The organism is Acidisoma sp., from assembly GCF_965199065.1.
Taxonomy (GTDB): Bacteria; Pseudomonadota; Alphaproteobacteria; order Acetobacterales; family Acetobacteraceae; genus Acidisoma.
On record NZ_CBDAQN010000003.1, the window covers coordinates 615,769 to 642,567 of the forward strand.

General features: G+C 67.5%; 16 protein-coding genes. 6 read left to right on the forward strand and 10 right to left on the reverse strand.

Going from position 1 to position 26,799, the window contains the following annotated elements:
* Nucleotides 1–54: 54 nt before the first annotated feature.
* A complete protein-coding gene (locus tag ACOEQ1_RS11030; RefSeq protein ID WP_419759297.1) occupies nt 55–1,533 on the forward strand; it encodes an FAD-dependent monooxygenase in 1,479 nt (492 codons plus the stop codon).
* Here ACOEQ1_RS11030 and acpS read toward each other — a convergent pair.
* From acpS to folK, 4 genes are all read right to left on the reverse strand, one after another.
* Complete coding sequence (gene acpS, locus ACOEQ1_RS11035) at nt 1,530–1,934, reverse strand: holo-ACP synthase (RefSeq protein ID WP_419759298.1); 405 nt, start codon at nt 1,932–1,934, stop codon at nt 1,530–1,532. The genes ACOEQ1_RS11030 and acpS overlap by 4 nt on opposite strands.
* Nucleotides 1,934–4,246, reverse strand: a complete 2,313-nt coding sequence (locus ACOEQ1_RS11040; RefSeq protein WP_419759299.1) for a RelA/SpoT family protein — start codon at nt 4,244–4,246, stop codon at nt 1,934–1,936. The genes acpS and ACOEQ1_RS11040 overlap by 1 nt, the downstream gene beginning before the upstream one ends.
* A 6-nt stretch (nt 4,247–4,252) precedes the next feature.
* Nucleotides 4,253–4,657: a DNA-directed RNA polymerase subunit omega gene (gene rpoZ, locus ACOEQ1_RS11045; protein ID WP_419759300.1), complete on the reverse strand. Its 405-nt coding sequence runs from the start codon at nt 4,655–4,657 to the stop codon at nt 4,253–4,255.
* A 109-nt stretch (nt 4,658–4,766) separates the two neighbouring features.
* Nucleotides 4,767–5,279, reverse strand: coding sequence for a 2-amino-4-hydroxy-6-hydroxymethyldihydropteridine diphosphokinase (gene folK / locus ACOEQ1_RS11050; protein ID WP_419759301.1), 513 nt, complete (start codon nt 5,277–5,279; stop codon nt 4,767–4,769).
* Between the two features lie 100 nt (nt 5,280–5,379).
* Here folK and ACOEQ1_RS11055 point away from each other — a divergent pair, with 100 nt between their 5' ends.
* Entirely contained in the window at nt 5,380–6,075 is a 696-nt protein-coding gene (locus ACOEQ1_RS11055; protein WP_419759302.1) for a uracil-DNA glycosylase, read from the forward strand.
* Between the two features lie 3 nt (nt 6,076–6,078).
* On the opposite strand, the gene ACOEQ1_RS11060 is transcribed toward ACOEQ1_RS11055, so the two are convergent.
* The 5 genes from ACOEQ1_RS11060 to ACOEQ1_RS11080 all read right to left on the reverse strand — a co-directional run bounded on the left by ACOEQ1_RS11060 (nt 6,079) and on the right by ACOEQ1_RS11080 (nt 17,849).
* Nucleotides 6,079–7,143, reverse strand: coding sequence for a lipid A deacylase LpxR family protein (locus ACOEQ1_RS11060; RefSeq protein WP_419759303.1), 1,065 nt, complete (start codon nt 7,141–7,143; stop codon nt 6,079–6,081).
* 106 nt (nt 7,144–7,249) lie between these two features.
* Nucleotides 7,250–11,539, reverse strand: a complete 4,290-nt coding sequence (gene glgX / locus ACOEQ1_RS11065) for a glycogen debranching protein GlgX (RefSeq protein WP_419759304.1) — start codon at nt 11,537–11,539, stop codon at nt 7,250–7,252.
* Nucleotides 11,536–13,017 (reverse strand): glycogen synthase GlgA, encoded by a 1,482-nt coding sequence (glgA, locus tag ACOEQ1_RS11070; RefSeq protein ID WP_419760682.1) that lies wholly within the window; start codon nt 13,015–13,017, stop codon nt 11,536–11,538. Before glgA ends, glgX begins: the two co-directional genes overlap by 4 nt.
* Before the next feature lie 90 nt (nt 13,018–13,107).
* The gene (gene glgB, locus ACOEQ1_RS11075) at nt 13,108–15,339 is read right to left on the reverse strand and encodes a 1,4-alpha-glucan branching protein GlgB (RefSeq protein WP_419759305.1); all 2,232 of its coding nucleotides are present in this window, start codon (nt 15,337–15,339) and stop codon (nt 13,108–13,110) included.
* 8 nt (nt 15,340–15,347) lie between these two features.
* Nucleotides 15,348–17,849, reverse strand: coding sequence for a glycogen/starch/alpha-glucan phosphorylase (locus ACOEQ1_RS11080; RefSeq protein WP_419759306.1), 2,502 nt, complete (start codon nt 17,847–17,849; stop codon nt 15,348–15,350).
* Nucleotides 17,850–18,293: 444 nt separating this feature from the next.
* Here ACOEQ1_RS11080 and treY point away from each other — a divergent pair, with 444 nt between their 5' ends.
* Complete coding sequence (gene treY / locus ACOEQ1_RS11085) at nt 18,294–20,873, forward strand: malto-oligosyltrehalose synthase (RefSeq protein ID WP_419759307.1); 2,580 nt, start codon at nt 18,294–18,296, stop codon at nt 20,871–20,873.
* Here treY and ACOEQ1_RS11090 read toward each other — a convergent pair.
* Nucleotides 20,851–22,353: an alkaline phosphatase family protein gene (locus ACOEQ1_RS11090; RefSeq protein WP_419759308.1), complete on the reverse strand. Its 1,503-nt coding sequence runs from the start codon at nt 22,351–22,353 to the stop codon at nt 20,851–20,853. The two genes, treY and ACOEQ1_RS11090, sit on opposite strands and share 23 nt — an antisense overlap.
* A gap of 199 nt (nt 22,354–22,552) precedes the next feature.
* Between ACOEQ1_RS11090 and ACOEQ1_RS11095 the strand changes: the two genes are divergently transcribed.
* From ACOEQ1_RS11095 to ACOEQ1_RS11105, 3 genes are all read left to right on the forward strand, one after another.
* Complete coding sequence (locus tag ACOEQ1_RS11095; protein ID WP_419759309.1) at nt 22,553–23,998, forward strand: NAD(P)-binding domain-containing protein; 1,446 nt, start codon at nt 22,553–22,555, stop codon at nt 23,996–23,998.
* Between the two features lie 39 nt (nt 23,999–24,037).
* Entirely contained in the window at nt 24,038–25,486 is a 1,449-nt protein-coding gene (locus tag ACOEQ1_RS11100; RefSeq protein WP_419759310.1) for a class I SAM-dependent methyltransferase, read from the forward strand.
* Between the two features lie 263 nt (nt 25,487–25,749).
* Entirely contained in the window at nt 25,750–26,781 is a 1,032-nt protein-coding gene (locus tag ACOEQ1_RS11105; protein ID WP_419759311.1) for a sugar-binding transcriptional regulator, read from the forward strand.
* The last annotated feature ends 18 nt before the right edge of the window (nt 26,782–26,799 follow it).

Consider the following 26,799-nt stretch of genomic DNA (forward strand, 5'->3'; position numbering starts at 1 on the left):
ACCTCCGTCGGCCTGAGCGAAGCTCATCCGGGCCGCGCATCCAGGGAGGTCGCAATGATAGACGTTATTGTGATCGGCGCGGGGCCGGTGGGTCTCACGATGGCGGCGGAAGCCGCCCGCTATGGCCTCGGCGTCCGCCTCATCGACAAGGCGCCGCACGCGAGCACGACCTCCAAGGCGCTGGTGGTCTGGAGCCGCACGCTCGAACTTTTCGACCGGATGGGCTGCACCGAGGCGTTTCTAGCCGCCGGCATCCGCTCGCACGGCGTCTCGATGCATCACGGCCGGATCGTTCTGGCGTCGGCGCGGCTCGACAGCATCCCAAGCACCTACAATTTCGGGCTCATGGTCCCGCAAAGGGATACCGAGCGGCTGATGACGGGTCACCTCGGCACCTTCGGTGTCGGTGTCGAGCGCGAGGTCGAACTGACCGCCTTCGACAATCAGCCTGACCATGTCGAGGCGACGCTGCGTCATGCTGACGGCCGGCAGGAGACGGTCGAGGCCCGCTGGCTGGTGGGCTGCGACGGCGCGCACAGCACGATACGCCACCTTCTCGGGGTGAACTTCGACGGCAAGCCGCAGGGCGACGACTGGTTCCTGGCGGATGTCCGGCTGGAGGGCGAAGGCGCGCCGCCCGCGGATGAGGTGACGGTCTTTCTGCACCGGGACGGGCTGTTCGTGGTGTTTCCGATGCCGGGCGGGCGCTCGCGCATCGTGGCGACCGTCGGCAAGACCGACCCCGACCACCCTCGCCCGGACCCGACGCTCGACGGGGTCCAGGTCCTCGCCGACGAGAGGACCGCGGGCGGGTTCCAGGTGACGGACCCTGAATGGCTTTCGACCTTCCGGGTGCAGGAGCGGAAGGTGGCCGCCTATGCCCACAAGTCGGTGTTTCTGGCGGGGGACGCCGCGCATATCCATAGCCCGGCCGGCGGTCAGGGCATGAACACCGGCATGCAGGATGCCATCAACCTGGCCTGGAAGCTTGCCCTGGTGAAGAAGGGCGCGGCGGCTCCAAGCTTGCTCGACAGCTACAGCCCGGAGCGCAGCGCGGTCGGCGACATGGTGCTGCGAAATGCCACCCGGCTGACCGACATGGCGACGCTCTCCAACCCTGCGGCCCAGGCTGTACGGAACCTCGCGATGCGGTTCGTGATGGGCCTGCATACGGTCCGCGACCGGATGGCGACGCAGATGGCTGAAACGGGGATCGCCTACGGCGACAGTCCGCTCTCGGCCGGAGGACGCCATGCCCAGTATGGTTTCGCGCCGGGTGAGCGGATGCCGCCCGAGCATTACAGTGGCGTCCCGCCCGGCAGCGGGAGCGAACCGCGCTTCGTCCTGTTCGCGGAGGGCGCGAAGGCGCTGGCATGCGCGGCGGCTTACCCGTCGCTGCTCGAGTTGGAGCCGCGCATCCCGCCCGGCCCAGACCGGCTGCTGATTGTCCGCCCCGACGGCTATATCGGCCTATCGGCGGGGGCCGCGGACTGGGACGCGGCACACGACTACCTGCGAGCCCTCGCCCGTTAGCCTGATACGGCGGAGATGATGACCTGGGCGAAGGCGTAGGGGTATTCGTCGGTCATCGTGAGCGCGACATCGGCGACCATGCCCGGCGGCGTCAGCGCCGCGAGGCGTGCGGCGGCGCCGCCCGTCAACAGGAACGTCGGCTGGCCCGAGGGCCTGTTCACCACGCCAAGATCGGACATGAACACGCCGCCGCTGAACCCTGTGCCGAGTGCCTTGGCGCAAGCCTCCTTGGCCGCGAACCGCTTGGCGAAGGTCGGCGCCCGCAGCTTCTCCATGCGCCGCATCGCCTTGGCGCGTTCGGTTTCGGTGAAGACCCGCTCCAGAAAGCGGTCGCCGAAGCGGTCGATGGCGCGCTCCACCCGCCGGATGTCACAGAGGTCCGACCCGATGCCGATGATCATCAGCCCTTCGCCCGCTCTACCTGGGTAATGCCCGACGTCGCCCTGAGGCCCGCCATCACGGTCGAGAGGTGGCGCAGGTCGCGCACCTCCACGTCGAGCAGGATCTCGCAGAAATCCTGCTGCCGGCTGCCGACGCGCAGGTTGAGGACCGAGCCATCATGTTTGGTCACGGCGTTGGAGATGTTGGGCAACAGGTCGCGCTCGTTGGTGGCGATGATGCTGATCCGGCCGGAATAGGCTTGGCCACCGCGGGCCTGCGGCGGCAGCGTGTCGTCCCACTCCACGTCGAGGAACCGTTCGGGCGTCGCGGCGAAGCTCTGCAGCTGCGCGCAGTCCCGGGTGTGGATGGTGACGCCCCGGCCGGTCGCGACGATGCCCACGATAGGGTCGCCGGGCAGCGGATGGCAGCATCCCGCATAGCTCACCACCATGCCCGAGATGATGCCGCGGATCGGTGCGCCCGCCGGGCTGCCGTCGGCCTTGGAACCCGGACGCGCGCCCGCCGGACGCGGCGGCAACCCCATGCCGGGCAGCAGGCGCGGAGCACGCGCCGTCTCGCGCATCTCCGGATAGGCCGCGTGAACCACGTCCTTCGGTCCGATGTGGCCGCTCGCCACGGCGACATACAGATCGTCGATCGTGAGGCACTTCAGCGCCTTGAGAGCCGGCTCCAAAGCGCGCTCGGAGCCATCCAGTCCTTCCTGGCGAAAGGCCTTGGCGAGAACCGCGCGGCCTTGCTCGCGATTGATCGTCCGCTGCTGCTGGGCGACGAAGCGGCGAATGCGCGCCCGCGCCTTGCCGGTGACGACGAAGCGTTCCCATTGCGGAGACGGCGTGCCGCCACGCGCCGTCATGATCTCGACCTGGTCGCCGTTCTCCAGCTCGTAGCGCAGCGGCATCAGCCGGCCATTGATCTTGGCGCCGACGCAGGTGTCGCCGACCTGGCTGTGCACGGCATAGGCGAAATCGACCGAGGTCGCCCCGCGCGGCAGCTGGATGAGCTCGCCCTTCGGCGTGAAGCAGAAGACCTGGTCGCGGTAGAGTTCGAGCTTGGTGTTCTCGAGGAACTCGTCCGGCGCCTGACTGTTCTCGAGAATTTCCAGCAGGTCCTGCACCCACCGGAACCGCTGCAGGTCGGAGGCGACCGAGGATTCGCGATCCTTGTACAACCAGTGCGCGGCGACGCCGTTCTCGGCCACGTCGTGCATCGCGAAGGTCCGGATCTGGACCTCGATCTTCTGGTTGCGCGGCTCCCGCAGCGTGACGCCGGTATGGATGCTCTGGTAGCCGTTGGCCTTCGGCGTCGAAATGTAGTCCTTGAAGCGGCCGGCGATGACCGGGAACGCCGAATGGATCGCGCCGAGCGCCATGTAGCAGTCGTCGCGCGTCGGCACGAGCACGCGGAAGGCCATGATGTCCGACAGCTGCTCGTAGGCGATGTTCCGGTGCTGGATCTTCTCCCAGATCGAGTAGGGCGACTTCTCGCGCCCGGTGACCTCGATACCGTCCAGCCCGGCGGCGCGGCAGACGCGGATGAGTTCCTGCCGCACCTCCTCGATGATGTCGGCGCCCTGGCCGCGCAGGAAGTTCAGCCGCGCCTGGATGCTGTCGAACGCCTCCGGCTCCAACTGCGCGAAGGACAGGCTCTGCAGCTCGCTCTTGATCGCGTCCATGCCGATACGGCCTGCAAGCGGCGCGTAGATCTCCATCGTCTCGCGCGCGATGCGCTGCCGGCGATCCTCATTCTCGACGAAATGAAGCGTCCGCATGTTGTGCAGCCGGTCCGCGAGCTTGACGAGGAGCACGCGGATGTCGCGGCTGAGGGCGAGAACGAGCTTGCGGAAGTTTTCGGCCTGCTTGGTGCGGTCCGACTGCAATTCGAGCCGGGTGAGCTTGGTCACGCCATCGACCAGCCCGGCAACGTCCTGACCGAAGCGCCGCTCGATCTCGGGAAGCTTGGTTCCGGTATCCTCGATCGTGTCGTGCAGCAGACCGGTGACGATGCTGCCGATGTCGAGCCTGTAGCCGGCGAGGATCTCGGCGACCGCCAGCGGATGGGTGATGTAGGGGTCGCCGTTGTCGCGCAGCTGCCGGGCGTGGGCGTCCGAGGCGAGCACGTAGGCGGCGTCGATCAGGGTGGTGTCGGCGCGCGGGTCATAGGATGTGACCCGGCGCGTCAGCTCCCGCTCGCGATCGGCGAACGGAAGAGCGCCAAGCACTTCGGCCAGGCTTTGACGGGACGCCGCCCCATCGGGCGCGCGGGCAGGGCCGGACAGGCGATGGACGGCGTGTTCCCGTCGTCCAGTCACCATGGCGGCTTAGCGCCGGCCGCGACCGCCGAGTTCGGCTTCGATCGCCGCTTCCAGATCGGTCAGCGACGGATCGTCCCGGCCCGACATGGCGGCTGTCTCCTCGTCCGCCGAAACATCCTGCAACCCGAAGATGTTCTGGTCGGTCGGGATGAGGTCCATGACCTCCTCGTCGGCCGGCTCCGGCTCGGGCGCGCGGGAGAGCGAGCGCACCAGATCGGCCTCCAGCCGGTCGAGATCGACCCTTTCCTCGGCGACCTCGCGCAGTGCTACGACGGCATTCTTGTCGTTGTCCCGATCGAGCGTGAGCTCCTCGCCGCGAGCGATGTTCCGGGCCCGCTGGGCTGCGAGCAGCACCAGTTCAAAGCGGTTCGGTACTTGGACAATACAATCTTCAACGGTGACACGCGCCATCCGCTCAATCTCCCCGTGAAAGATGAGTGAACGCGGTAGCTAGCCGCTCCCACCCGGTGACGCAAGGATTTCCGCGAGGCGGCATGGCTGGCTCGCGGACCACGCCCGGTCAGCGGGCCGGCCGGTCCGCCCGCTCGATCGGCTGAGGCGGGAGTGCCGCCGCCAGCTCCGCCGCCGTCCGACCAAGTATCGGGTGGCGCCACTCGGGCGCGATATCGGCAAGAGGTATCAGGACGAAGGCGCGCTCGTGCGCCCTCGGATGCGGCAGGACAGGATCGGGCGCGGCGCGAACCAGATCCCCCACGGGCCCCATCGCGATGATGTCGAGATCGAGGCTGCGGGCGGCGTTGAGGCCGGTGCGCCGGCGGCCGAATTGGCTCTCGATCTCCAGCAGCCGGGCGAGCAGCTCCGCGGGGTCGATCACGCCTTCGGCACGGAGGACGCCATTGATGTAGGGCGGCTGGTCAGATATCGGCACCGGCGCCGATATATAGAGGGGCGACACCGAAGCGAGGGCGAGCCCCGGGATGGCGGCGATGGCGGGGATTGCGCGCAGGCAGGTCTCCTGCGGCGGAGAGCCGTCGGGTCCGGGCAGGTTGGCGCCGAAGGCGATGAGGATCATGGGCGCTCCCTGCCCTGGCCTCGGCGCGGGCGCAAGGCTGAAAAGGGCGCTCCCCATCCCGCGTGCCCATGCCGGCGAGGCGACGAGCAGGAAGATACGCATGGGTATGCAGAACGCGATGAGCACCGAGAGCCTGACCGCAGCGGCGGTCGACCCCGCCACGCCCACCCCCGACTGCCCGCTTTGTCCGCGGCTGGTGGAGTATCGGCACGCCAACCGGGCCGCGAACCCCGATTGGTTCAACGCGCCGGTGCCGAGCTTTGGCCCCATCGACGCGCCGGTCGTCGTTATCGGCATGGCGCCGGGCGTGCGCGGCGCGAATCGGACCGGGCGGCCGTTCACCGGCGACCATGCGGGGCTTCTGCTTTACAAGACGCTGATCGAGTTCGGCCTCGCGCAGGGGACGTATGAGGCGCGTCCGGATGACGGCCTCGTCCTCACCGGATGCCGCATCGTCAACGCGGTGCGCTGCGTGCCGCCGGCCAACCTGCCGACGCCGGCCGAAACCAAGACGTGCAACCGCTTCCTGACAAAGGAACTGCAGCGGATGCCCAACCTGCGGGTCGCGCTGGCGCTCGGCGTGCTGGCCCATGCCGCGGTGCTGAAGGCCTGCGGCATCCCGCAGAGCCACGTGCGTTTCCGCCACGGCGCGATCCACGAACTGCCGGATGGGCTGCTGCTCTGCGACAGCTATCACGTGTCGCGCTACAACACGAATACCGGCCGGCTGACGGACGCCATGTTCAACGCCGTGATGCGGGAGGTTTGCGCTCGCGCGCAGGAACCTGCCGCGTAACAGTTAGAAGCGGGCGGAGACCGCGACCGACCCGTAGTCGAACCAGCCACCCTGCTGGCTGGTGAACTCGTGGCTCTGCCAGGTCTGCGTGGCGGTTATCCGGACGCCGTGCCAGATGATCGCGAGACCCGCCTCGAACTCGCCCACGATGTGCTTCGTGCCGACGCTCGGGCCGCTGTTGGAAAAGGAATTGCCGGCGAGCAGCGTGTTGTAGGCGACGGCCTGCCCATCCACCCCGGTGAACGCGTACCAGGCAAACCCGGAATCAGGGTTGTAGGCGTCGCCGCCGCTCGTGCCGGGCATGATTTTGCCGGCGCCGAAATCATCCTGAAGCCCTTGGCCAAGGCGCAAAATGGCCCCCGCCTGAGCATAGATCTGCTCGGTGCCGACGAAGCCGGTAACGTCCGGCAGCACGTCGATGCCGACCGGCGCCGTGTTCAGGAATGGCAGGTTGACCAGATTGACGAGCGGCAGCCGGTAGGTCCGGTCGACGAAGAAGTTGAGCTCGGGCCGGTTATCGAGCTGGTCGTCCCAGCCCTTGTTGCTTGTATTGCCGATGACGGAATGGAAGCTGTTCTGCACGATCTCGCCTCCGGCATCCGGACCGAGCACACCCGCCTGAACACCGACGCGTGTCCGGTAAAGGTCGGTGTCCTGGATGAGCTGGCCGGTGAGAAGCAAGGTGGCGGCATAGGGACGATCGTTTGGATCGGGCGGATTGATCTGCGTGTTGGACGGCGTGTAGATCGACTGACTGATGTCGATGCTGAGGCGCTGGTCGCCCGCGCCGAGGATCGCGTGACCGGCATTGGCGATGAAATCCGGAACCTCGCCGGTAGGCCCGGTCCAGCCGACCTGCTCGCCGCTCGTGTAGTATTCGTCGGTATCGCCGGTCACATCGTTTTCGAGACGGATCGTGTAGATGCTGCCGTCATCCGGCGGCGGCAGAGCGGCCGTTTGCGCTTGAGCACCGGGCGCCGCCCAGGCAGTTCCCAGCGCCACGGCACCGCCAAGCCAGGCGACACGGCGGCGTAGAGGCGACCGCGCTGAAGAAATGCGTTTCGTCATCAGATGTCTTTCAGCGCGAGGGCTTGTCCAAGACAAGGCGGACAGCCCGGATAATGAAGGAAAATTAGGAAACTGAAAGGTAATTGGCCGATTTGTATCTGTCCGTTCACGAAACCGTGCGTGAACGCTCACCTACGGCTTCGAGAACGGCGGTTCCGATTGGGGTGCCCCATAGAGCCGAAGCCTCGATGCCGATACGGCGGCGCCAGTTCGCGCGCTCGGCGTCGGTGCCGGGCAGATTGACCGCCACCGTCTCGGCTGCGAGGTCGTCCGCCTGCACGAGGTCCAGCAGGCACGGCGTCGCGCTGATGAAGGCGTGGATGGCACCGGCGAGCGCCGGAGCGAGCGGCGCCTCCGGATCGTAGGCCGTCACGGAGGCGATCAGCCCCTGACCCGCGAGGGCGGCCAGCATGCCGTCCTTTTCCCGCCGCCGCGCCGCATGGCCCGCCGCCGCCTCGGCCGCATCCGACAGGCCAAGCACCAACCGCTCATCGATATCCGCCCCGATCCACCAGCCGGCGAGGGTCGGCAGGTCGTGGGTCGAGACGCAGGCGGCGGCAAGGCCCGGATAGGCGGACGGCGGACGAAAGGCTTCGCCGTCACGCTCGAACCACAGCACGCGGTAGGAGAGCAGGCCATGCGCCTCCATCGCGGCGCGCACGCCGTCGGGGACGGTGCCAAGGTCCTCACCGACCACAAGGCACTCCGCCGCCTGGCTTTCGAGCGCGGTGATGCCGAGCAGGTCCGATCGCGGATAGGCGAGATAGGCGCCCTCGGTCGCGCGGGCGCCGTCGGGGATGAGGAACAGGCGGTTGAGGCCGAGCACGTGGTCGATCCGCAGCGCCCCGGCATGGCGCATGTTGGCGCGCAACAGGGCGCCGAAACCGGCGAAGCCCTCGGCGATCATGGCAACCGGGTTGGGCGGCGGCAGGCCCCATTTCTGCCCCTCCATCGAGAATGGATCGGGCGGCGCGCCAATGGAAACGCCGGTCATCAGCAGGTCCTGCTCCGACCAGGCCTCGGCACCGACGGGCGCCGTGCCGACCGCGAGATCGCGGTAGAAGCCGAGGCTGAGGCCAGCGGACCGCGCGCTGGCATCGGCCTCGGCGAGTTGATGATCGGCGACCCATTGCATGAAACCCGAGAGGCGCACGGCGGCTGCGTTTCCGGCCGCAAAATCCCGCACCGGCGCACTGTCAGGCGCGCGGAAAATCTCGGGCCAATCGCGCCAGGAGCCTTTTGGGTAAGCAGCGCTGATCGCCTCGAACGTCGCGAAGCGCTGCAGGCTGTCGCCACCCTCTGCCACGAATTGCCCGAAGGCGACGACGGCCGGATGGCCAGCGGGCAGAGCGGACATTGCCGCCGCCGCCGCCGCCAGCACGCGACGCTTGGACGCCCAGACGGCAGGGTAGTCGACGGCGCTCATCCGCCGCAGGTCGGCGAAGGCCGGCGCCTCGGCCGCCAGGGCGGCCCGGACCTCGGGCCGGTCGGCGAGGAAAGGAATATTTGCGACATCGACGTAGATCGGGTCGAGGAAGCGACGGTCGGAGGGCGAGTAAGGGCTGGCGTGCTCGCGGTTCTCGGGGAAAAGCGCGTGCAGCGGGTTGAGGCCGATGATGGCGCCGCCCTCGTCCGCCGTGAGCGCGCTGATCGCGGCGAGCGTCGAGAAGTCGCCGATGCCCTGATCCCCGGCCCGGCGCAGGGTATAGAGATGCGCGGCCAGGCCGAACCTGCGGCCGCCATGACCCAGCCCCGGCGGCAGGTAGCAGCGCGCGGGCGCGACCGTCAGCAGACACGTCACCGGCGTCGGTCCGTCCTGGCAGACGATGCGATGCCGCCCGGGAGGCTGCGCGGGGAGCGTGACCGTGCGGATGGTGGCGGTGCGTCCGTCCGGCGCCGTCGCGATACCGAGCGCGCCGGTTTGCGGCGTGACCACGAGGCGATCGCGGCTGCCATCCTGCCGGAACACGTCGAGCGCGATCGCGCGGCCGATAAGATTCAGATCGGGGCCGATGGGCAGGCCGATGAGGTTTCCTTCGGTCACCACGAGGCTCGGCGGCAGGGCCGCAAAGACGCCGGTGAGACTGAGGCTGTACAGGCTGGCATCGATGTCGGCCGATGTATCGGCCGGGAGCCGCATGGCGCGCAGCAAAGCGCGCTTGCTGTCGTCGGGGACGACGTGATTGACGCCGGAGATGTCCCACCAGTCATGGCCGAGCCCGGCAGCCTCTGCCAGCCGCGCCAGCCGGGCCGAGGCGTCGGTGCCCGAAATAGCGACGCCGCCCTCGGGAATGACCGCCGGCACCGCAAGCGCGAACTCGCCCACGAACAGCATCGCGCTGCGCGGCGCGACATCGACGACACCCTGCGTCACGGCAGGCTCGGCGGCGGGCGCGGCGCTGTCGATCACCCGCCGCCAGGTCTGTCCCGGGCGGGTCTCCGGCAGGGTCAGCCGGAAGCCCGCCCAACCGGCATGGAGCACGACGAGCGCGCGGCTACCGGCGGCGGCGCCCTCAGCCGGCGAACGATAGAGATCGGCGATCAGCGTGCGGTTCTCGGCGCTGTTCCAGTCGCCCCATTCCATCGCGCGGCCATCTGGCCGGCGCCACACCACGTCGGGACGCAGGGAGCCGTCCACCGGCTGGCCGGTGAGGTGGGAAAGATCGGCCAGCGCCGGGCAGGCTCGCCGGGCAAGGATGAGGCGGCTGGCGAATGCCGCGAGGTCATGGTCCACGGCTGCCCAGTCCATCCAGGAGACGGGCGTATCCTGGGCGTAGGCATTGTTGTTGCCACCCTGGCTGCGGCCCAGCTCATCGCCCGCCGCCAGCATCGGCACCCCGCGCGACAACATCAGGGTGGCGAGCATGGCGCGCACTTCCCCCTGACGCGCGGCGACGATGGCCGGGTCATCGCTCGGCCCCTCGATGTAGTGGTTCCAGGAGATGTTGTCGGTCGTGCCGTCGTGGTTGTTCTCGCCGTTCGCCGCGTTGTGTTTCACGGAATAGGAGACGAGGTCGGCGAGGGTGAAACCGTCATGCGCGGTGATGAAGTTGACGCTGCGGGTCACCGCGCCCGGTGTCCCGCCGAAGAGATCGGAGGAGCCGGCGAAGCGGGTCGCCACCTCCCCGATGATGCCGCCGTCGCCGCGCCAGAAGCGCCGCATGGTGTCCCGGTAGCGGTCGTTCCACTCGGTCCAGGGCGGCGGGAACCGGCCCAGCTGATAGCCGCCCATGCCGATGTCCCACGGCTCGGCGATCATCGAGAGATCGCGCAGCTCCGGGTCCTGCGCCACAGCCTGAAGGAACGGCGCCCGCACGTCATACTCGGACGGGTTCCGCGCGATGGTCGCGGCGAGGTCGAACCGGAAGCCGGAGAGGCCCGCCCGCCGCGCCCATAGACGCAACGAGTCCATCACCAGCCGGAGCACCATGGGATGATCGACGGCCAGCGTGTTGCCGCAGCCGGTGACGTTGACCATTACTGCCGGATTTTGCGGGTCGAGCCTGTAGTAGCTGCGATGATCGAGCCCGCGGAACGAGACGGTGGGGCCCATCATGTCCCCCTCGCCCGTGTGGTTGTAGACCACGTCGAGGATCGCGCCGATGCCCGAGGCCCGCAGCGCATCCGTGGCGGCGCGGATCTCGGCGAAACCGCCGGGGGCCAGCCGCGGATCGGGCGCCATGTAGGCGACGGGGTTGTAGCCCCAGTAGTTGGTGAGGCCGAGCGGCGGCAGATGACGCTCGTCGAGCCAGGCCGAGGACGGCATGAACTCCACCGCGCCGACGCCGAGGCCGCGCAGGTAGTCGAGCAACGGAGGCTCGGTCAGCGCCGCGTAGGTGCCGCGCAGGGGCTCCGGGATGTCCGCCCGCAGCTTGGAGAAGCCGCGCACATGCATCTCGTAGATGACCTGCCCCGCTTCCGGCACCGGAGGCAGACGAACATCGGACTCAGGCTGGAGCGCCCCCGGCGGCTCGACGATCGCCTTCGGCATGAAGGGCGCGCTGTCGGCCTGATTAGGGGCCGCGAACATCTCCGTCCCGGGCGGCCAGTCGAACATCGAGGAGTGCAACACGAAAGGCCGGTCGAGTGCGGTGGCGTAGGGGTCGATGAGCAGCTTGGACGGGTTGAAGCGATGGCCTTCCCTCGGCGCCCAAGGTCCGTAGGCGCGCAAACCGTAGCGGGTGCCGGCCGCGATGCCGCCGATGTGGCCGTGGAACACGTCGGAACTGCGCGCGGGCAGCAGGATACGGTCGGTTTCGACGTTGCCCGCCTCGTCGAACAGGCAGAGCTCGATCGCCGTCGCATGGGCGGAGAACACGCCGATGTTGATGCCGTCGGCATCGAGCGTCACGCCGAGGGGCTCGGGCCTGCCGCTGGTGACGCGTCTCCGGCTCATGCGCGCAGCGCGAGAGGCGTCGCGGCGGTAGATGGGCCTTCGGTAAGCTCCCGATAAAGCTCGGCGTAGAGGCGGGCGGAGCGCCGCCAGGACACGTCCGTGCGCATGCCGTTGCGCTGGATGCGACGCCAGAGGGCTGGCTTCCGCCACAGGGCGGCCACGCGGAGGACCGCCGCTTCCAGCATCTCGACGGTCGGCGGATGAAACTGGATGCCGGTGCCGATACCCTCGGCGCGCGCCATCTCGTTGGCGTCGATGACCGTGTCGGAGAGGCCGCCGACCCGCGCGACGACGGGCACGCAGCCGTAGCGGAGGGCGTAGAGCTGGGTGAGGCCGCAGGGCTCGAAGCGCGAAGGCAGCAGCAGCGCGTCCGCGCCCGCCTGCATCAGATGGCCGAGTTCCTCGTCGTAGCCGATGACGCAGCCGACCCGGCCCGGATAGGCCGCGACGGCATCGCGGACCGACCGCTCCATGGCGCGGTCGCCCTGGCCGATGATCGCCACCTGCGCGCCGGTGCCGAGGACGAGGGGCAAGGCATCCAGCAGGATGTCGATGCCCTTCTGCCAGGTCAGCCGGCTGACGACGCCGAGCAGCAACACATCCGTATCCTCTCGCAGACCGACCCGGCGTTGCAGCCTGAGCTTGTTGATACGGCGCGGCTTGATATGCAGCCGATCGAACTTCGCGGCAATCAATTCGTCCTCGGACGGATCCCAGACGCTTTCGTCGATGCCGTTCAGGATCCCCTGCAGGTCGCCGATACGTTCCCGCAACAGGCCGCCAAGGCCCATGCCGCCTTCGAGCGTGCAGATTTCCTCGGCGTATTTCGGGGAAACGGTCGTGATGCGATCGGCGAACTGGAGGCCCGCCTTGAGGAACCCGATGCCGCCGTAATACTCGACGCCATCGAAACCCATGGATTCCGGCGGCAGTCCGAGGACCGGGAGAAGCTCGGGACCGTACTGGCCCTGGAAGGCGAGGTTGTGGATCGTCATCACCGTCGCGGCGCGCGGGCGGCCGGCACTGCGGTAATGCAAGTAAGCAGGCGTCAGCCCGGCCTGCCAGTCATGGGCGTGGACGACATCGGGACAGTAGGCCGCCACCTCGCCGAGCCCGAGGGCCGCGCCGACAGCGCTGAGGGCCGCGAACCGGATGGGATTGTCGGGCCAGTTCTCGCCCTCGGGCGTGAGATACGGCGTGCCGGGACGGTCATAGAGATGCGGCGCGTCGATCACCAACAGGTCGAGCCCGCGAACCTCCGCCCGCAACAGCCGCGCCGGGCCGCCGAAGAGATCCGGGAAGCTGTGGATCGCCTCCGCCTTGCCAAGCTTCGCGAGAAGCCGCGGATAGCCCGGGACGAGCGTGGTGATCGCGATGCCCTCGGGCTTGAGGAAAGCCGGAAGCGAACCCGCGACGTCGGCCAAGCCGCCGGTCTTGATAAGCGGATAAATCTCCGAGACGACCGAGAGAACGGCTATCGGCTTCACCGGTCCCTCGATTCTGACATGATGACCACGGAACGAAAGTCGTCCTTTCCCGCAGAAAAGGACCGGGAATCCTCTGTGGCTTTAAGCTGGATCATATTCGGCAAAAAGCGTCGCCAAGGGCGGCACGGTGATGACGGCGGAGGCCGGAAAACCGTGGCATGGAATGGGTTCGGCCCAGATCACGCCGCGGTTACCCTGCCCGCCGCCGCCGTAGACGCCCGCATCGGTGTTCAGGATCTCGCGCCACCGCCCGGCGAAAGGCAAGCCGATGCGGTAACCCTCGCGCAGCACCGGGGTGAAATGAGAAACCACGGCAACGGGCGGGATTGCCGCTTCGCCGCCCCAGCGCAGCCAGGCGAACACCGACTGAGCCCGGTCCTCGTTCACGATCCACTGGAACCCCTCGGGCTCGCAGTCCCTGCGATGCAGTGCGAGATGATCGCGGTACAAGTGGTTGAGGTCGCGGACCAGAGACTGCACGCCGGAGTGGAAGCCGCCCTGATCGGCCAGATGCCAGTCGAGACTGTAGTCGGATTTCCATTCATGCTCCTGGGCGAACTCCTGTCCCATGAACAGGAGCTTCTTGCCGGGCTGCCCCCACATGAAGCCGTAATAGGCGCGAAGGTTCGCGAAACGCTGCCAGTCGTCTCCCGGCATGCGGCCGAGGATGGACTTTTTGCCGTGCACGACCTCGTCGTGTGAGAGCGGCAGCACGAAGTTCTCGGTGTAGGCATACACCATGCCGAAGGTCATGCGGTCGTGGTGCCACTGCCGATGCACCGGGTCCTCGGCCATGTAGTCCAGGGTGTCGTGCATCCAGCCCATGTTCCACTTGAAGCCGAAGCCGAGCCCGCCGGCATAGGTCGGCGCCGAGACGCCCTTCCAGGCGGTTGATTCCTCGGCGATCATCGTCGTGCCCGGATGCGTCGCGTAAGATAACTCGTTGACGCGGCGCAGGAAGGCGACCGCCTCCCGGTTGTCGTTCGAGCCGTCCTCGTTGGGGATCCATTCGTCCGGCTTCCGCGAGTAGTCGAGGTAGAGCATCGAGGCGACGGCGTCGACACGCAGCCCGTCGACATGGAAAACGTCGAACCAGTACATCGCGTTGGAGACGAGGGTCGCGGACACCTCGCGCCGGCTGAAGTTGTAGATCGCCGTGTTCCAGTCGGGATGGAAGCCGCGGCGCGGGTCCTCGTGCTCGTAGAGGTGGGTGCCGTCGAAGCGGGCCAGCCCATGCGCATCGACCGGGAAATGCGCCGGCACCCAATCGAGCAACACGCTCAACCCGGCGCCGTGGGCGCGGTCGATGAAACGGGCGAAGGCCGACGGATCGCCGAAGCGCTTCGTCGGCGCGAACATGCCGATGGGCTGGTAGCCCCAGGAGATGTCGAGCGGATGCTCGCTGATCGGCATCAGCTGCAGATGGGTGAAGCCCATCCATTCCGCATAGGGAATGAGCCGGTCGGCCAGCTCGTCATAGGTCAGGAACCGGTTGCCGTCGCCGCGCTGCCAGGAGCCGAGATGCACCTCGTAGATCGCCATCGGCTTGCGGCGCGGATCGCCCTCGGCACGCCGCTCAAGATGCGCCGTATCGTTCCAGACAAAGGTATCGATGCGCGCTGTGAGCGAGGCGGTGGAGGGCCGCAACTCGGCCGAGAACCCGACCGGATCGGCCTTCAGCGGCAGAAGTTCGCCCTGCGGTCCGACGATCTCGTATTTATAGGCGGCACCCTCCGGCACCTCGGGGGCGAAAATTTCCCAGATGCCTACGCCGAGGCGGCGGCGCATCTGGTGGCGGCGGCCATCCCAGCCGTTGAAGTCGCCGACGACGGCGACGCGCCGGGCGTTCGGAGCCCACACGGCGAAGTGGACGCCAGGCACGCCGGCATGGGTGATGATATGGGCCCCGAGACGCTCATGAACGCGCTGATGGGTGCCCTCTGCGAAGAGGTAGTCGTCGACCGGCCCGAGCACCGGCCCGAAGGCGTAGGGGTCGTAAAACTCCCAGGTGCCGCCAGCATTCCGTGCCCGCAGCTTGTAGAGTTCCCCGAGCGACAAACCCGTGACCAGGCCCTCGAAGAAGCCGTGGCTGTGCTTGCGGGTCAGCGCGCCGAGGAGTTCGCCCTCCGTCGTGACCACATCGAGCGTCTCGGCATGCGGCACGAAAGCGCGCACGGCGAGGCCCGCATCCGTCATGTGCAGGCCAAGCACGCTGAAGGGATCGCCGTGGCGCGCACCGATAATCGCGCTGAGATCGGAGCCCGGAACCCGCCAGTCGAGTACGCGCCTCAGCCCCCGTTCGATCGTCGCCACTTAGTCGGTCACCGGTTCGGCCATGTCGGCACATTCCAAAGCTCGGAGGCGTATTCACGGATCGACCGATCCGAGGAGAAGAAACCCATGCCGGCCGTGTTGAGGACAGCCGAACGACGCCAATCGGCGCCGCGCCGCCATGTCGACGCGACCTCCCGCTGGCGCTGGTAGTAGGCGTCGAAATCGGCCGCGACCATGAAGTAGTCGTGATAGCGGATGGCTTCGATGAGATCGCGGTAGCGGCCTGGATCGTCCGGGCTGAAGTTCCCGTTTTCCACCGCCGTCAGCACCTCCTGCAGCACGCTCGACCGCTCGATCACGTCCGAACTGTCGATCGTCTGCCGCCGCCGGGCCTCCACCTCTTCCGTCGTCATCCCGAAGATGAAGATATTGTCCGAACCCACCCGTTCAAGCATCTCGACGTTGGCGCCGTCCAGGGTGCCGATGGTCAGCGCCCCGTTGAGGGCGAACTTCATGTTGCCGGTGCCCGAGGCTTCCATGCCCGCGGTCGAGATTTGCTCGGACAGGTCGGCGGCGGGGATCACCACCTCCGCCAGACTGACGTTGTAGTTGGGCAGGAACACGACCTTGAGCGCGTCGCGCAGGGTCGGGTCGCTGTTGATGACCCGCGACACGTCGTGGGCGAGCTTGATGATGAGCTTGGCGCGGCGGTAGCTCGGCGCCGCCTTGCCGGCGAAAATCTTCACGCGTGGAATCCAGTCCCGCATCGGCTGGGCGCGGATCGCGTTGTAGAGCGCGATGGTCTCCAGGATATTCAGCAGCTGGCGCTTGTACTCGTGGATGCGCTTGATCTGCACATCGAACATGGCCTGCGGATCGAGCCGGACGCCGAGACGCTCCCGGACCAGACGCGCGAGCGCCTGCTTGTTCTCCTGCTTGACGGCGGCGAACCGGTCCTGGAAGGCCGCGTCATCGGCGAAGCTCGCGAGCTTTGCGAACTGGTTCGCATCGTCGAGAATTTCGGGACCGACCGTCTCCACCAGCAGAGCCGTGAGCCCGGGATTGGACTGGTAGAGCCAGCGGCGGAAGGTGATGCCGTTGGTCTTGTTGTTGATGCGGTCGGGGAACATGGCATTGAAGTCGCGGAACACGGTGCGCCGCATGAGGTCGGTGTGGAGCGCCGACACGCCGTTGATGCTGTGCGAGCCCAGGAAGGCGATGTTGCCCATGCGGACGCGGCGGCCATGGGTCTCGTCCACGAGAGAGAGGCTCGTCATCAAGCTCACGTCGTCGGGGTATTTGTGCTTCACCTCGTCGAGGAACATGAGGTTGAGCAGGTAGATGATCTGCATGTGGCGCGGCAGCAGCCGCTCCATCAGCGGCACCGGCCAGGTCTCCAGCGCCTCGGGCAGCAGGGTGTGGTTGGTGTAGCAGAACGTCCTGCGGGTGATGGACCACGCCTCCTCCCAGCCGACCTTATGAACATCGACGAGGATGCGCATGAGCTCGATCACCGCGATCGACGGGTGCGTGTCGTTGAGCTGGATGGCCGCCTTGTCGGGCAGGCTCTCGATCGTCTTGAAGGACTTCAGGTGCCGGCGAATGAGGTCCTGCAGGCTGGCGGCGGCGAAGAAATACTCCTGCCGCAGGCGCAGCTCCTGCCCGGCCGGGGTCTCGTCGCTGGGGTAGAGGACACGGGAGATGGCCTCGACCCTCGCCCGCTCGCTGATGGCGCCGACGTGGTCGCCGAGGTTGAAGGCGTCGAGGCGGATGGGGTCCACGGCGCGGGCCGACCACAGACGCAGCGCGTTGACGTGGCGGCCCCGCCAGCCGACGATCGGGATGTCATAGGCGATGGCGGAAACACGTTCGGCCGGGTGCCAGACGTGCTCCACCAGGGAGTCGTTTTCCGACACCATCTCGACCGCCCCGCCGAAGCCGATCACGAAGGTGATCTCGGGCCGCTCGAACTGCCAGGGGTTGCCAAGTTCTAGCCAATCCTCGGGGTATTCCTGCTGGAATCCGTTCTTCACGATCTGGCGGAAAAGGCCGTGGTCGTAGCGGATGCCGTAGCCGATGGCGGGGATTTTGAGGCTCGACATGCTCTCGAGGTAGCAGGCCGCGAGCCGTCCAAGGCCGCCGTTGCCGAGGGCGGCATCGGGCTCCATGGCGCGGATGGCGTCGAAATCGACGCCGAGTTCCTCGAGCGCCGCACGGACGGTCTCATACAGGCCGAGGTTCGAGAGATTGTCCCGCAGCTGGCGGCCGATGAGGAATTCGAGCGACAGGTAATAGACCCGCTTGGCGCCGGAGGCATAGGTCGTGTCGGTGCTGCGATGCCAGCCGTCGACCACGCGGTCCCGCACGGCAAGCGCGGTGGACACGTACCAGTCGCGGTTGTTGGCGGCGATGCGGTTCTTGCCGACCTGATAGTAGAGCTTCTGCTCGATGCTCTCCCGCATGGCGGCCACATCGCGCGAACGCACCTGAGCCGGACTTTCCTCTTCCGGTCCGTTGCTGGCGGCCGGGCCTTCATCCTCGAGCGTCATTGGTCTCTCCTCAGCGGACTTAGTCCGTACAGCAATTAGGCCGTTCAGCAATCGGGCCGTTCAGCAATTGGGAGGTCAGCGGCTAGGCCGCCAACGGGCGAATGCTGGCCTTTGTCCGGCGGTTCCGGTCCTGTCATAGACTGAGGGGCACGATCAAGCGGCAAGGCTCACGCGGGCGTGTAGCTTGCGCAGGTTCCCACGCGATGAAAAGAGCCTTTCGGCGAGCCGCCCGTGACGATGATGTGGCGACAGGCGCACGGCGCGGCCTCCCGCGCGGAGTGCGCTCAACCGGAAAACGCCAACCTCACGAACTGAGTAACCGCGCGGCCAAGGCGCGGACATCTCTGGACCAAATGGCGCAAGGTCCCAACTAAGAGGCGTCTCAAGCCGCTTCTCCCTCTCGCCGCTCGCCGCGACCCGCCCCGTCATCTGAAAGATCCTGCCATGGCCGTCCCTCTCCGCGCGACCTATCGACTGCAGTTCCACCGCGACTTCACCTTCGCCGACGCCCGCGCGCAGGTGCCCTACCTCGCCCGCCTGGGGATCAGCCACCTCTACGCATCGCCGATCCTGATGTCGCGGGCCGGCTCGACCCATGGCTACGACGGCACCGACCCCAGCCGCATCGACCCCGAGCTTGGCGGTGAGGAAGGCTTCACGGAGCTTGCCGAGACTTGCCGGGCGAACGGCCTCGGGGTCATCCTCGACATCGTGCCGAACCACCTCGCGGTGGACAGCGCCAACCCCCTCTGGATGGAGGCGCTGGAGTTCGGCCCCCAAGGTCCGGCCGGCAAGGTGTTCGACATCGACTGGGCGAAAGGACCGGTCGTCCTTGCGGCGCTCGGCAAGACGCTGCATCAGGCGATCGCCGACGGCGAGATCAAGCTGAAGGCCGACTGGTCCGCCGGGCGCTTCGTCGCCGCCTACTTCGACAACACCTGGCCGCTGCGTCCTGAAACTGTGGCCGCCGCCCTGCAGATGGCGGATGAGCGCGACGAGGGCTCGCTCGCCGGCCTGAGCCATCGGTGGGAGGCGTTCGAGGAGAAGCAGCCGGTCAGATCGGAGGCGATCGCGGAAGCCCGCTCGGCGCTGAGCGCGATTGACGCCGGCAAGCGCGCTCTGGTTGATGGGGCATTGTCGCGGATGGATGTGACCGCCGTGCTGCGCCGCCAACACTGGCGCGTCGGGCACTGGCGCATCGAGAACGACAGCCTCACCTATCGCCGATTCTTCAACATCTCGGGCCTCATCGGCGTGCGGATCGAAGATCCGGCGGTTTTCGATCTCATCCATGCGGTGCCGCTGCGCCTGCTGCGGGAAGGCCTGGTGGATGGGCTGCGCGTCGACCATGTCGACGGGCTGGCCGACCCTACCGGCTATTGCACCAAGCTTCGGGAGGAGGCGGGACCGGACGCCATCCTGGTGGTGGAGAAAATCCTCGGGCTGGGCGAGCCGCTCCGCCCCTGGCCGATCACCGGCACCACCGGCTACGAGCGGCTGGACGACATCAATGGCCTCTTCGTGAACCACGACGGCTGGCAGACGCTCGACCGCTACCTCTCGGATCAGCATGTGCTGGACCCGGATCTCGAGACCCGTCTCGCCACAGCCAAGTCCTTCGTGCTGCGAAACAGCTTCATGGGCGAGGTCGAGAAGCTCACCCAGCTGGCGCTCGCCCTCTGTCATGAGTCGCCTGCCGACATGGAGTTCAATGCAGGCACGCTGCGGGAGACGGTGCTCGCCTTGCTCATCCGCTTCCCGGTCTATCGCAGCTACGGGCCCAACACGGCTGGCGACCCGGCGGACCACGCTCTGTGGGAGACGACGCTCGAGCGCGTGGCGGCGCGCGACAATCCCTGGGTCGCCGAGGCGGCGCGCCGGCTGGTTGCACGGCTGGCGGAGACGACCCCGGGTTCGCCCGGCGAGGAGTTCATGCGGCGCTTCCAGCAGCTCAGCAGCCCCGCCATGGCCAAGGGGCTGGAGGACACAGAGTTCTATCGCAGCGTCGCGCTGACCTCGGTCAATGAAGTCGGCGGCGACCTCGCCCACCCCTGGCGCGACACCGCGGAGTTCCACGCCGTGTTCGCGGAGCGCGCGGCCGAGGGCCGGCAGGACCTCATCCCGCTCGCGACGCACGACACCAAGCGTGGACCGGAGACGCGGGCGCGGATCAACGCCATCTCTCACGATGCGGAGGCTTGGATCGCGCGCTTCGAGACATGGCACGAGATGAACGCGCCGCTGCGGGAGAGCATGGCCGCGAATGGCGGCAACGAGGCCGCGCCGGACATCATCGACGAGTGGCTGATCTACCAGACGCTCGCCGGCACCTGGCCGATCTCGACGGAGCGGATGGCGGAATACCTGAACAAGGCGATGCGCGAGGCAAAACGCCGGACGTTTTGGGACAACCCGAACGAGCCCTACGAAAACGCGGTTCAGAACTTTGCCCGCGCACTGATCGAGGATGAAGGGTCGGCTGAGTTCCGCCGCGAGCTGCAAGAAGTGGTGGCGGGGCTCGATCACCTCGGCCGCGTCGAGGCGATCGCCCAGACGATCCTGCAGATCACGCTGCCCGGCAACCCGGACATCTACCAGGGCACGGAGTTCTGGGATTTCAGCCTCGTCGACCCCGACAACCGCCGCCCCGTGGACTACGCAGCGCGGGCAGCCGCGTTGGCCGGAAGCCCCGCGCCGGAACTGACCAGGGATGACCAGGGCACCGCCAAGCTCGGCGTCACCCACCGGCTGCTCAAGCTGCGGACCGAGCAGCCCGGGCTATTCACGAAGGGCGACTACACACCGCTGCAACTCGGCCAAGGCTGGCTCGGCTTTACCCGTAGCGACGGCCAGGCGGCGCTGCTGGTCGTGGTGCCGACGGCCAAGCTCGCGACCGGAAACTGGCCAAGCCTGCCAAAGGCGCCCGCCGGCGGCCAGTGGAGGTCCGTGTTGACGGACGCCTCGACGGAAGGCGTCACCAGCGTCGATCCCTCCTTTCCGTTCATCGTGGCAACCCGGTCCTGAACGGTCTGCGCTGACGGGGGCGGACGAAGCCAGCCCGATGGCCCGTCCGCCGCACCCCGTGGCGGAAATGAGCCGATATGCGCGCGATGGTGCCAAGCACCGTCGCCGCCACGCCGCTCATGCTGAACTGCAGGCCGTCGGCGTTGTCCGTCTTGCGAAGCCGGGTCACCTCGTCGGGCGTGGGAGGCGCCGGCACGAAGACGATGCGCTCCGGTCCCATGTTCAGCGGAGCGTCGGAGCTGAGCGCCGGCAGCAGGGATGGCGCGGCGGCGACGCGGGCGGTCAGCGGCGGCCCTAGATCGAACAACTCCTGCACCGTCTTGATGATGGAGGTGTGGTCGAACGGCGTGCCCTCCGGTGAGGTCGCCTGACCCTCGACATCGGCCTGATCCGCCGGAGGTGGCGGACGGATGATGCTCCCCGGCGGTATGAGCGGCGAGATGATGACGGCCGGCACGCGGGCGCCAAAGCGGTTGAAGGTGAAGCCCTCGGGGTAGGGCGGCCCGGGGGGCGTCGCCGCCGGCGGCGGGACATGGTCGAAGGTGCCGCCGTGCTCGTCGTAGACAATGATGAACAGGGTCTTGGTCCACTTCGGCCCCTGGCGCAGCGCGTTGTAGGTGTCGGCGATAAGCTGCTCTGCGTGGATGAGGTTGGTCGGCGGGTGCTGGTCGTTCGGAACCTTGGACCGGAAACGGCTGACGAAGTAGCGCGGCTCGATGAACGTGTAGGCGGGCAGGATGCCGTTTCGGGCGTCCTGCTCGAATTCATGCTCGTAGAGGCGGAAGTTGAGCGTCGGCAGGCGCTTCCAGATGTCCGTGAGCAGCGCGGTGTTCGGCAGATCGTGGAAGTAGACCGCCCAGTCCTGATCGCGCTCGGACATGCGTTGGAACAGGCTCGGCATCCGGTAGGGGAAATGCGGCGGATCGTTGTTGACCCAACCGCCCGCGGTGCCGGTGTGGACGAAAAACCGGTTGGGCCAGGTCTGGCAGGGCGCCGAGGCGAACCACCGGTCCGAGACGCCAAAGGAACGGGCAAGCTCGCTGAGCACCGGCAGTTGCGTCGGCGTGTGGCACTGCATGATCGCCGCCGGATCGGGAGTGGCGTCGTCCGGGCTGCGGGACTGGCGCATGTAGTTGTCGACGAACCCGTCCATCGTCGGCGGCCCGTGTCCCTGCCCGTCCGGCGTCATGCCCGAGGCGCCGAAGAACTGCTCCTCCATGTCATGAAAGAGTTCTCCCGGGTCGGGATCGGGACCGGCCGCCCGCGCGCGGCTGAGGCCCGGATCGGACCACACCGGCACCATGACTTTCTCGGAGGGACGGTGCCAGGGGTTGGCCTCCTTCCCCGTCAGTCCGTCGAAATCCTCGCGGCCCGGGTAGAGCCAGCCCAGCATCGTGTCGAAGGAGCGGTTCTCCAGCATGAGCACCACGACATGCTCGATCGGGCGGCCGGGCGTGGCATCGTCGCTGGTTTGCGGCATGACGGCTCCTGATATTCCGCACCAGATTTAGGGCTGGGCGCGCGCCCGGCTAGTCCAGGCCGTTGCCGTCGGCGGTCGTGTGCGGACACGCGGCGGATCGTTAGGCGACGGCGGTCGTCAGCTGTTGCTTGCACCGCAGCGCACAAGGCAGCATCGTTCCACGATGACCGGTGTCTCTCCCCTCCCCCAAGGTGCGCTCATGACGCTGACGGACCTCGAAACGCGCGTCCATGCCGATCTCGCCTGCCTCGACTACCCCGCGCACCCCTGGGTGCCCGCGCGCCTCCACGATGGAAAGACGGTGCTCGACGTGCTCATCGTCGGCGCGGGCCAAGGCGGCCTCGCCACCGCCTTCGCACTCCTCCGCGAAAAGATCACCAACATCCTGGTCGTCGATCGCGCCGCGCGCGGCGAGGAGGGCGTATGGACCACCTTCGCCCGCATGATCACGCTGCGTACGCCGAAGCACGTCTGCGGACCTGATCTCGGCATCGGCAGCCTCACCCCCCGCGCCTGGTACGAGGCGCGCTTCGGCGCGGCCGCTTGGGAGGGGCTCGGCAAAATCCCCCGCGAACGCTGGCAGGACTATCTCAACTGGTATCGCCACGTGCTCGACCTGCCTGTGCGGAACGGGACCGGCGTCGTGGCGATCGAGCCCCATGGCACGTTGCTGGCCGCGACGCTCGATAACGGCGAGGTGCTGCTCGCGCGGAAGATCGTGCTCGCGACCGGCATTGCCGGCAGTGGGAGCTGGCACATTCCGGACTTCATCGAGAACAATCTGCCCCGCGAACGGTGGGGCCATACCTCGGAAACGATCGACTTCCAGGCTTTGGCCGGCAAGCGCATCGGCGTGCTGGGAGCCGGCGCCTCCGCCTTCGACAACGCGGCGACCGCTCTCGAAGCCGGCGCCGGGCGTGTCCAGCTCTGCGTGCGCAGGAAGCTGCTGCCGCGGGTGAACCCCTACCGCTGGATGGAATCCGCAGGCTTCCTCGGACAGTTCGCCGACCTGCCCGACCTCATGCGCTGGCGCTTCATGCGCCATATCTTCACGATGAACCAACCGCCGCCGCCCGATACGGTCGCGCGCTGCGCGGCCTTCCCGCAATTCTCCGCCCATCCCGGAACGGCCTGGACGGGGGCGCGCATGGAGGGCGACGAGATCCGTATCACCACGCCTGCAGGCGAGTTGGCCTTCGACTACGTCATCATCGGCGCCGGCTTCGTGCTGGACCCGGCGCGCAGACCGGAGCTTAGCGCCTTCGCCCCCTTCATTGCCCAGTGGGGAGACCGCTTCACCCCGCCACCAGGCGAGGAGAACGCGACCCTCGCCTCCTACCCCTACCTCGCGCGCAGCTTCGCCTTCACCGAACGCGAGCCGGGCACGGCCCCGGGGCTCGCCAACCTGCACAACTTCACCTTCGGCGCGACACCCAGCATGGGCCTTTCGGGCGCCTCCATCAGCGGGCTGAAATTCGGCGTGCGCCGGCTGGTGGACGCGATCTCCCGCGACTTCTTCCTTGAAGACGCCGAGACGCACTACCTCAGCCTGCTGCGCTACGACGAACATGAACTCACAGCCGCCTCCTGGCCCGACGGAGGCATCGGCGAGCCCCTGAGCAAACTTGCTACGGCAGCAGAATAAATCTACCGTCGGAACATTAACGCGACGGAGGATGCGCGAGTGCGGACGGACGCGGGTGTAGCGGCGGGCGAACCCGAGCAGGCGGACGATGAAGACGGTGACATAGCCCTCGCCTTGCTGGCGGATAGCAGCCTTGGGCCGCTTTTCCGCCCCCAGGCGCGATCTGGCATAGCGAGCGCCTGGCATGCCCATGTGCCCTTCGCGCAATGGCTCGTCGCGGCCACGCGGCCGGCGCTGATCGTCGAACTCGGCACCCATAACGGCGTCTCCTATGCCGCCTTCTGCGAGACCGTCCTGCAGGAGAGACTGGCCGCGCGCTGCTATGCCGTCGACAGCTGGGCGGGAGACGATCACGCCGGCCACTACGACGGGCGCGTCTACACCGAGCTTCGCGAGTTTCACGACGGCCGCTACAGCGCCTTCTCCGAACTGCTGCGGATGACATTCAGCGAGGCCCGCGACGTGATCGCCGATGGCTCCGTCGACCTGCTGCATATCGACGGGTTTCACAGCTACGACGCCGTCCGCCAGGACTTCGAGGGATGGCTGCCGAAGCTCTCGACACGGGCGGTCGTGCTGTTTCACGACATCAACGTGCTGGAGCGAGGCTTCGGCGTTGCGCGCTTCTGGGCCGAACTCGAGGGGCAATTCCCATCGTTCGCTTTCCTGCATGGCCACGGGCTCGGGGTTCTGGCGGTCGGCCGCGAGACGCCGCCGGCGCTCCGCCGCCTTTGCACGATCGGAACGTCACCGGCCGCGGCCGTCCTTCGCGACCGGTTTGCGACCCTCGGACGCGTGCATGCGCTGGATTGCGCGCTGGCCGAGACCGCGCGGCATGAGCAGCGTTTGCGGCGGGAGGCATCAGGGCGCGACGCACTCGTGGAGGACCTGCGCCGGAGCCTCAGCGAAGTTCTGAGCCACCGGGACGCCTTGCTGGCGGAGAAGGCGCAGGCGGAACAGCGCCTGCCGGCGCAGGAGGCCACGATCACCAGCCTCCGCTCGGCGCTGCACGAGGCGAAGGCAACGCTCGACGATGTCCGGCGCCAGGCTGGCCGGCTGGACGCGGCCGCAGCTGAGAAATTCGTCCGGCTGGAGGCGGATGCCCGGGATCAGGTGGCTCGGCTCGAGGCGGAACTGCGGGATCAGTCGGACCGGCTGGAGGCGGACGTGCGGGACCGCGAGCGGCAGATCGGCGAACGGGACAACGCGATCGGCCGCCTCGAGGCGCAAATGCTGAAGGATGCCGGAGAGCTCGGGCGCCAGCGGACCGAGATCGATGTCCTCCGGGGCAATCTGGCGGCGGCGCGGGCGGATGCGAAGTCGATCCGCGAGGAGGGCCGGGCCGAAGCCGTCCGGCTTCAGGCTGAAATCGGTCTGCGGGACGGCCAGATGGCCGATCTGCTTGCCGCCGCCGAACCGCTCGCCGCCGTGAAAACGGGGCCGGCAGCATCACGCGGCGGTTTTGGCATCCGGTCACGCCGGCATTGACGTTCGCCGCAGCGTCGAAGCGCCGAAGTCCGGCGTTTTGCGGCGCTCCCGGACTTCCAAAACCGGATAGCTTGCGGCTGAACTCCAAGGCTGGGGTTAACGCGTTGCGCATTTGTGGCGGCGATGCCACGATGCGGACGCCTGCGCGGGGCGACCAAGTTTGCCCGCTGCCGCGGCGGGATGAGGCACCGGGACAGCTTCCTAGCTCAGCCAGATAAGCTCATTGCGGCGCCGCTCGCGGCCAGTTCAGGAAAGCAGGTAGAATGAAAAGCGATAGTTCCAAGTCAGTGCCTCTGACCGTTAATCTGGCTCATGAGTCGGACGACTCCCTCATCGTGCGGACCGCATGGCTGTATTACATGGCCGGGCTTAACCAGGAGGAAACCGCCGCACGGCTTGGTCTGCATCGCACGCGGGTCAACCGGCTGCTGGCAGAGGCGCGAGAGCGCGGTCTGGTGAGCATTACGATCCAGCACGACAGCGCCCGTGAACTGCAGACCGAGCACGATATCGCGCATTATTACGGACTCGATTTTTGCTTGGCGACGCCGCGGATCGGGTTCGACGACATCGGCTCCAATCCCTCGCTCGCGACCGCGCAGGGCATGATCAGCCGCCGCGCCGTCGGCAGCGCCGGCGCCAATTTCCTCCGCGGCAAGCTCTCCCAGGGGCCGATCACGGTGGGGGTGAGCTGGGGGCGCACCATCGAGCAGGTCGCGCTCCACCTCTCCGGCGTGCGTAACCCGGAGGCGCGGTTCGTCTCGCTGATGGGCTCGCTGACGCGGAACTCCGCCTCCAACCCGTTCGAGGTCGTGCAGGCTCTCGCCGCGCGGACCGGCGGCGAAGGCCATTTCCTGCCGGTGCCGTTCATCGCCGATTCCGAAGCCGACCGCGACGTGCTGATGTCTCAGCGGACGGTCGCCGACGCGCTCAGCATCGCCCGCACCGCCGATCTCTACATCGTCAGCATCGGTGAACTGACCGAGCATTCATCGCTGCGCACACAGGACATGATCACCGCCGAAGAGTTGCAGACGGCACGCGATAGCGGCGCGGTCTGCGACACGCTCGGCAAGCTGTTCGCCCGGGATGGCCGCCCCATCGACCACGCCATCAACAGCCGCGCCATCGCCGTGGACATCGAGGCCATCCGAGGCCGCGACATCGTCCTGCTCAGCGGCGGGCTGGAGAAGATCGACGCCATCCAGGCAGTGCTGAGCAGCGGCCTCATTCGCGGCCTCATTATCGACGGCGATACCGCGCAGGTGCTGGCGAGGCGCTGCGGCCCGGCATGATGGAGTGCCAAATGCGAG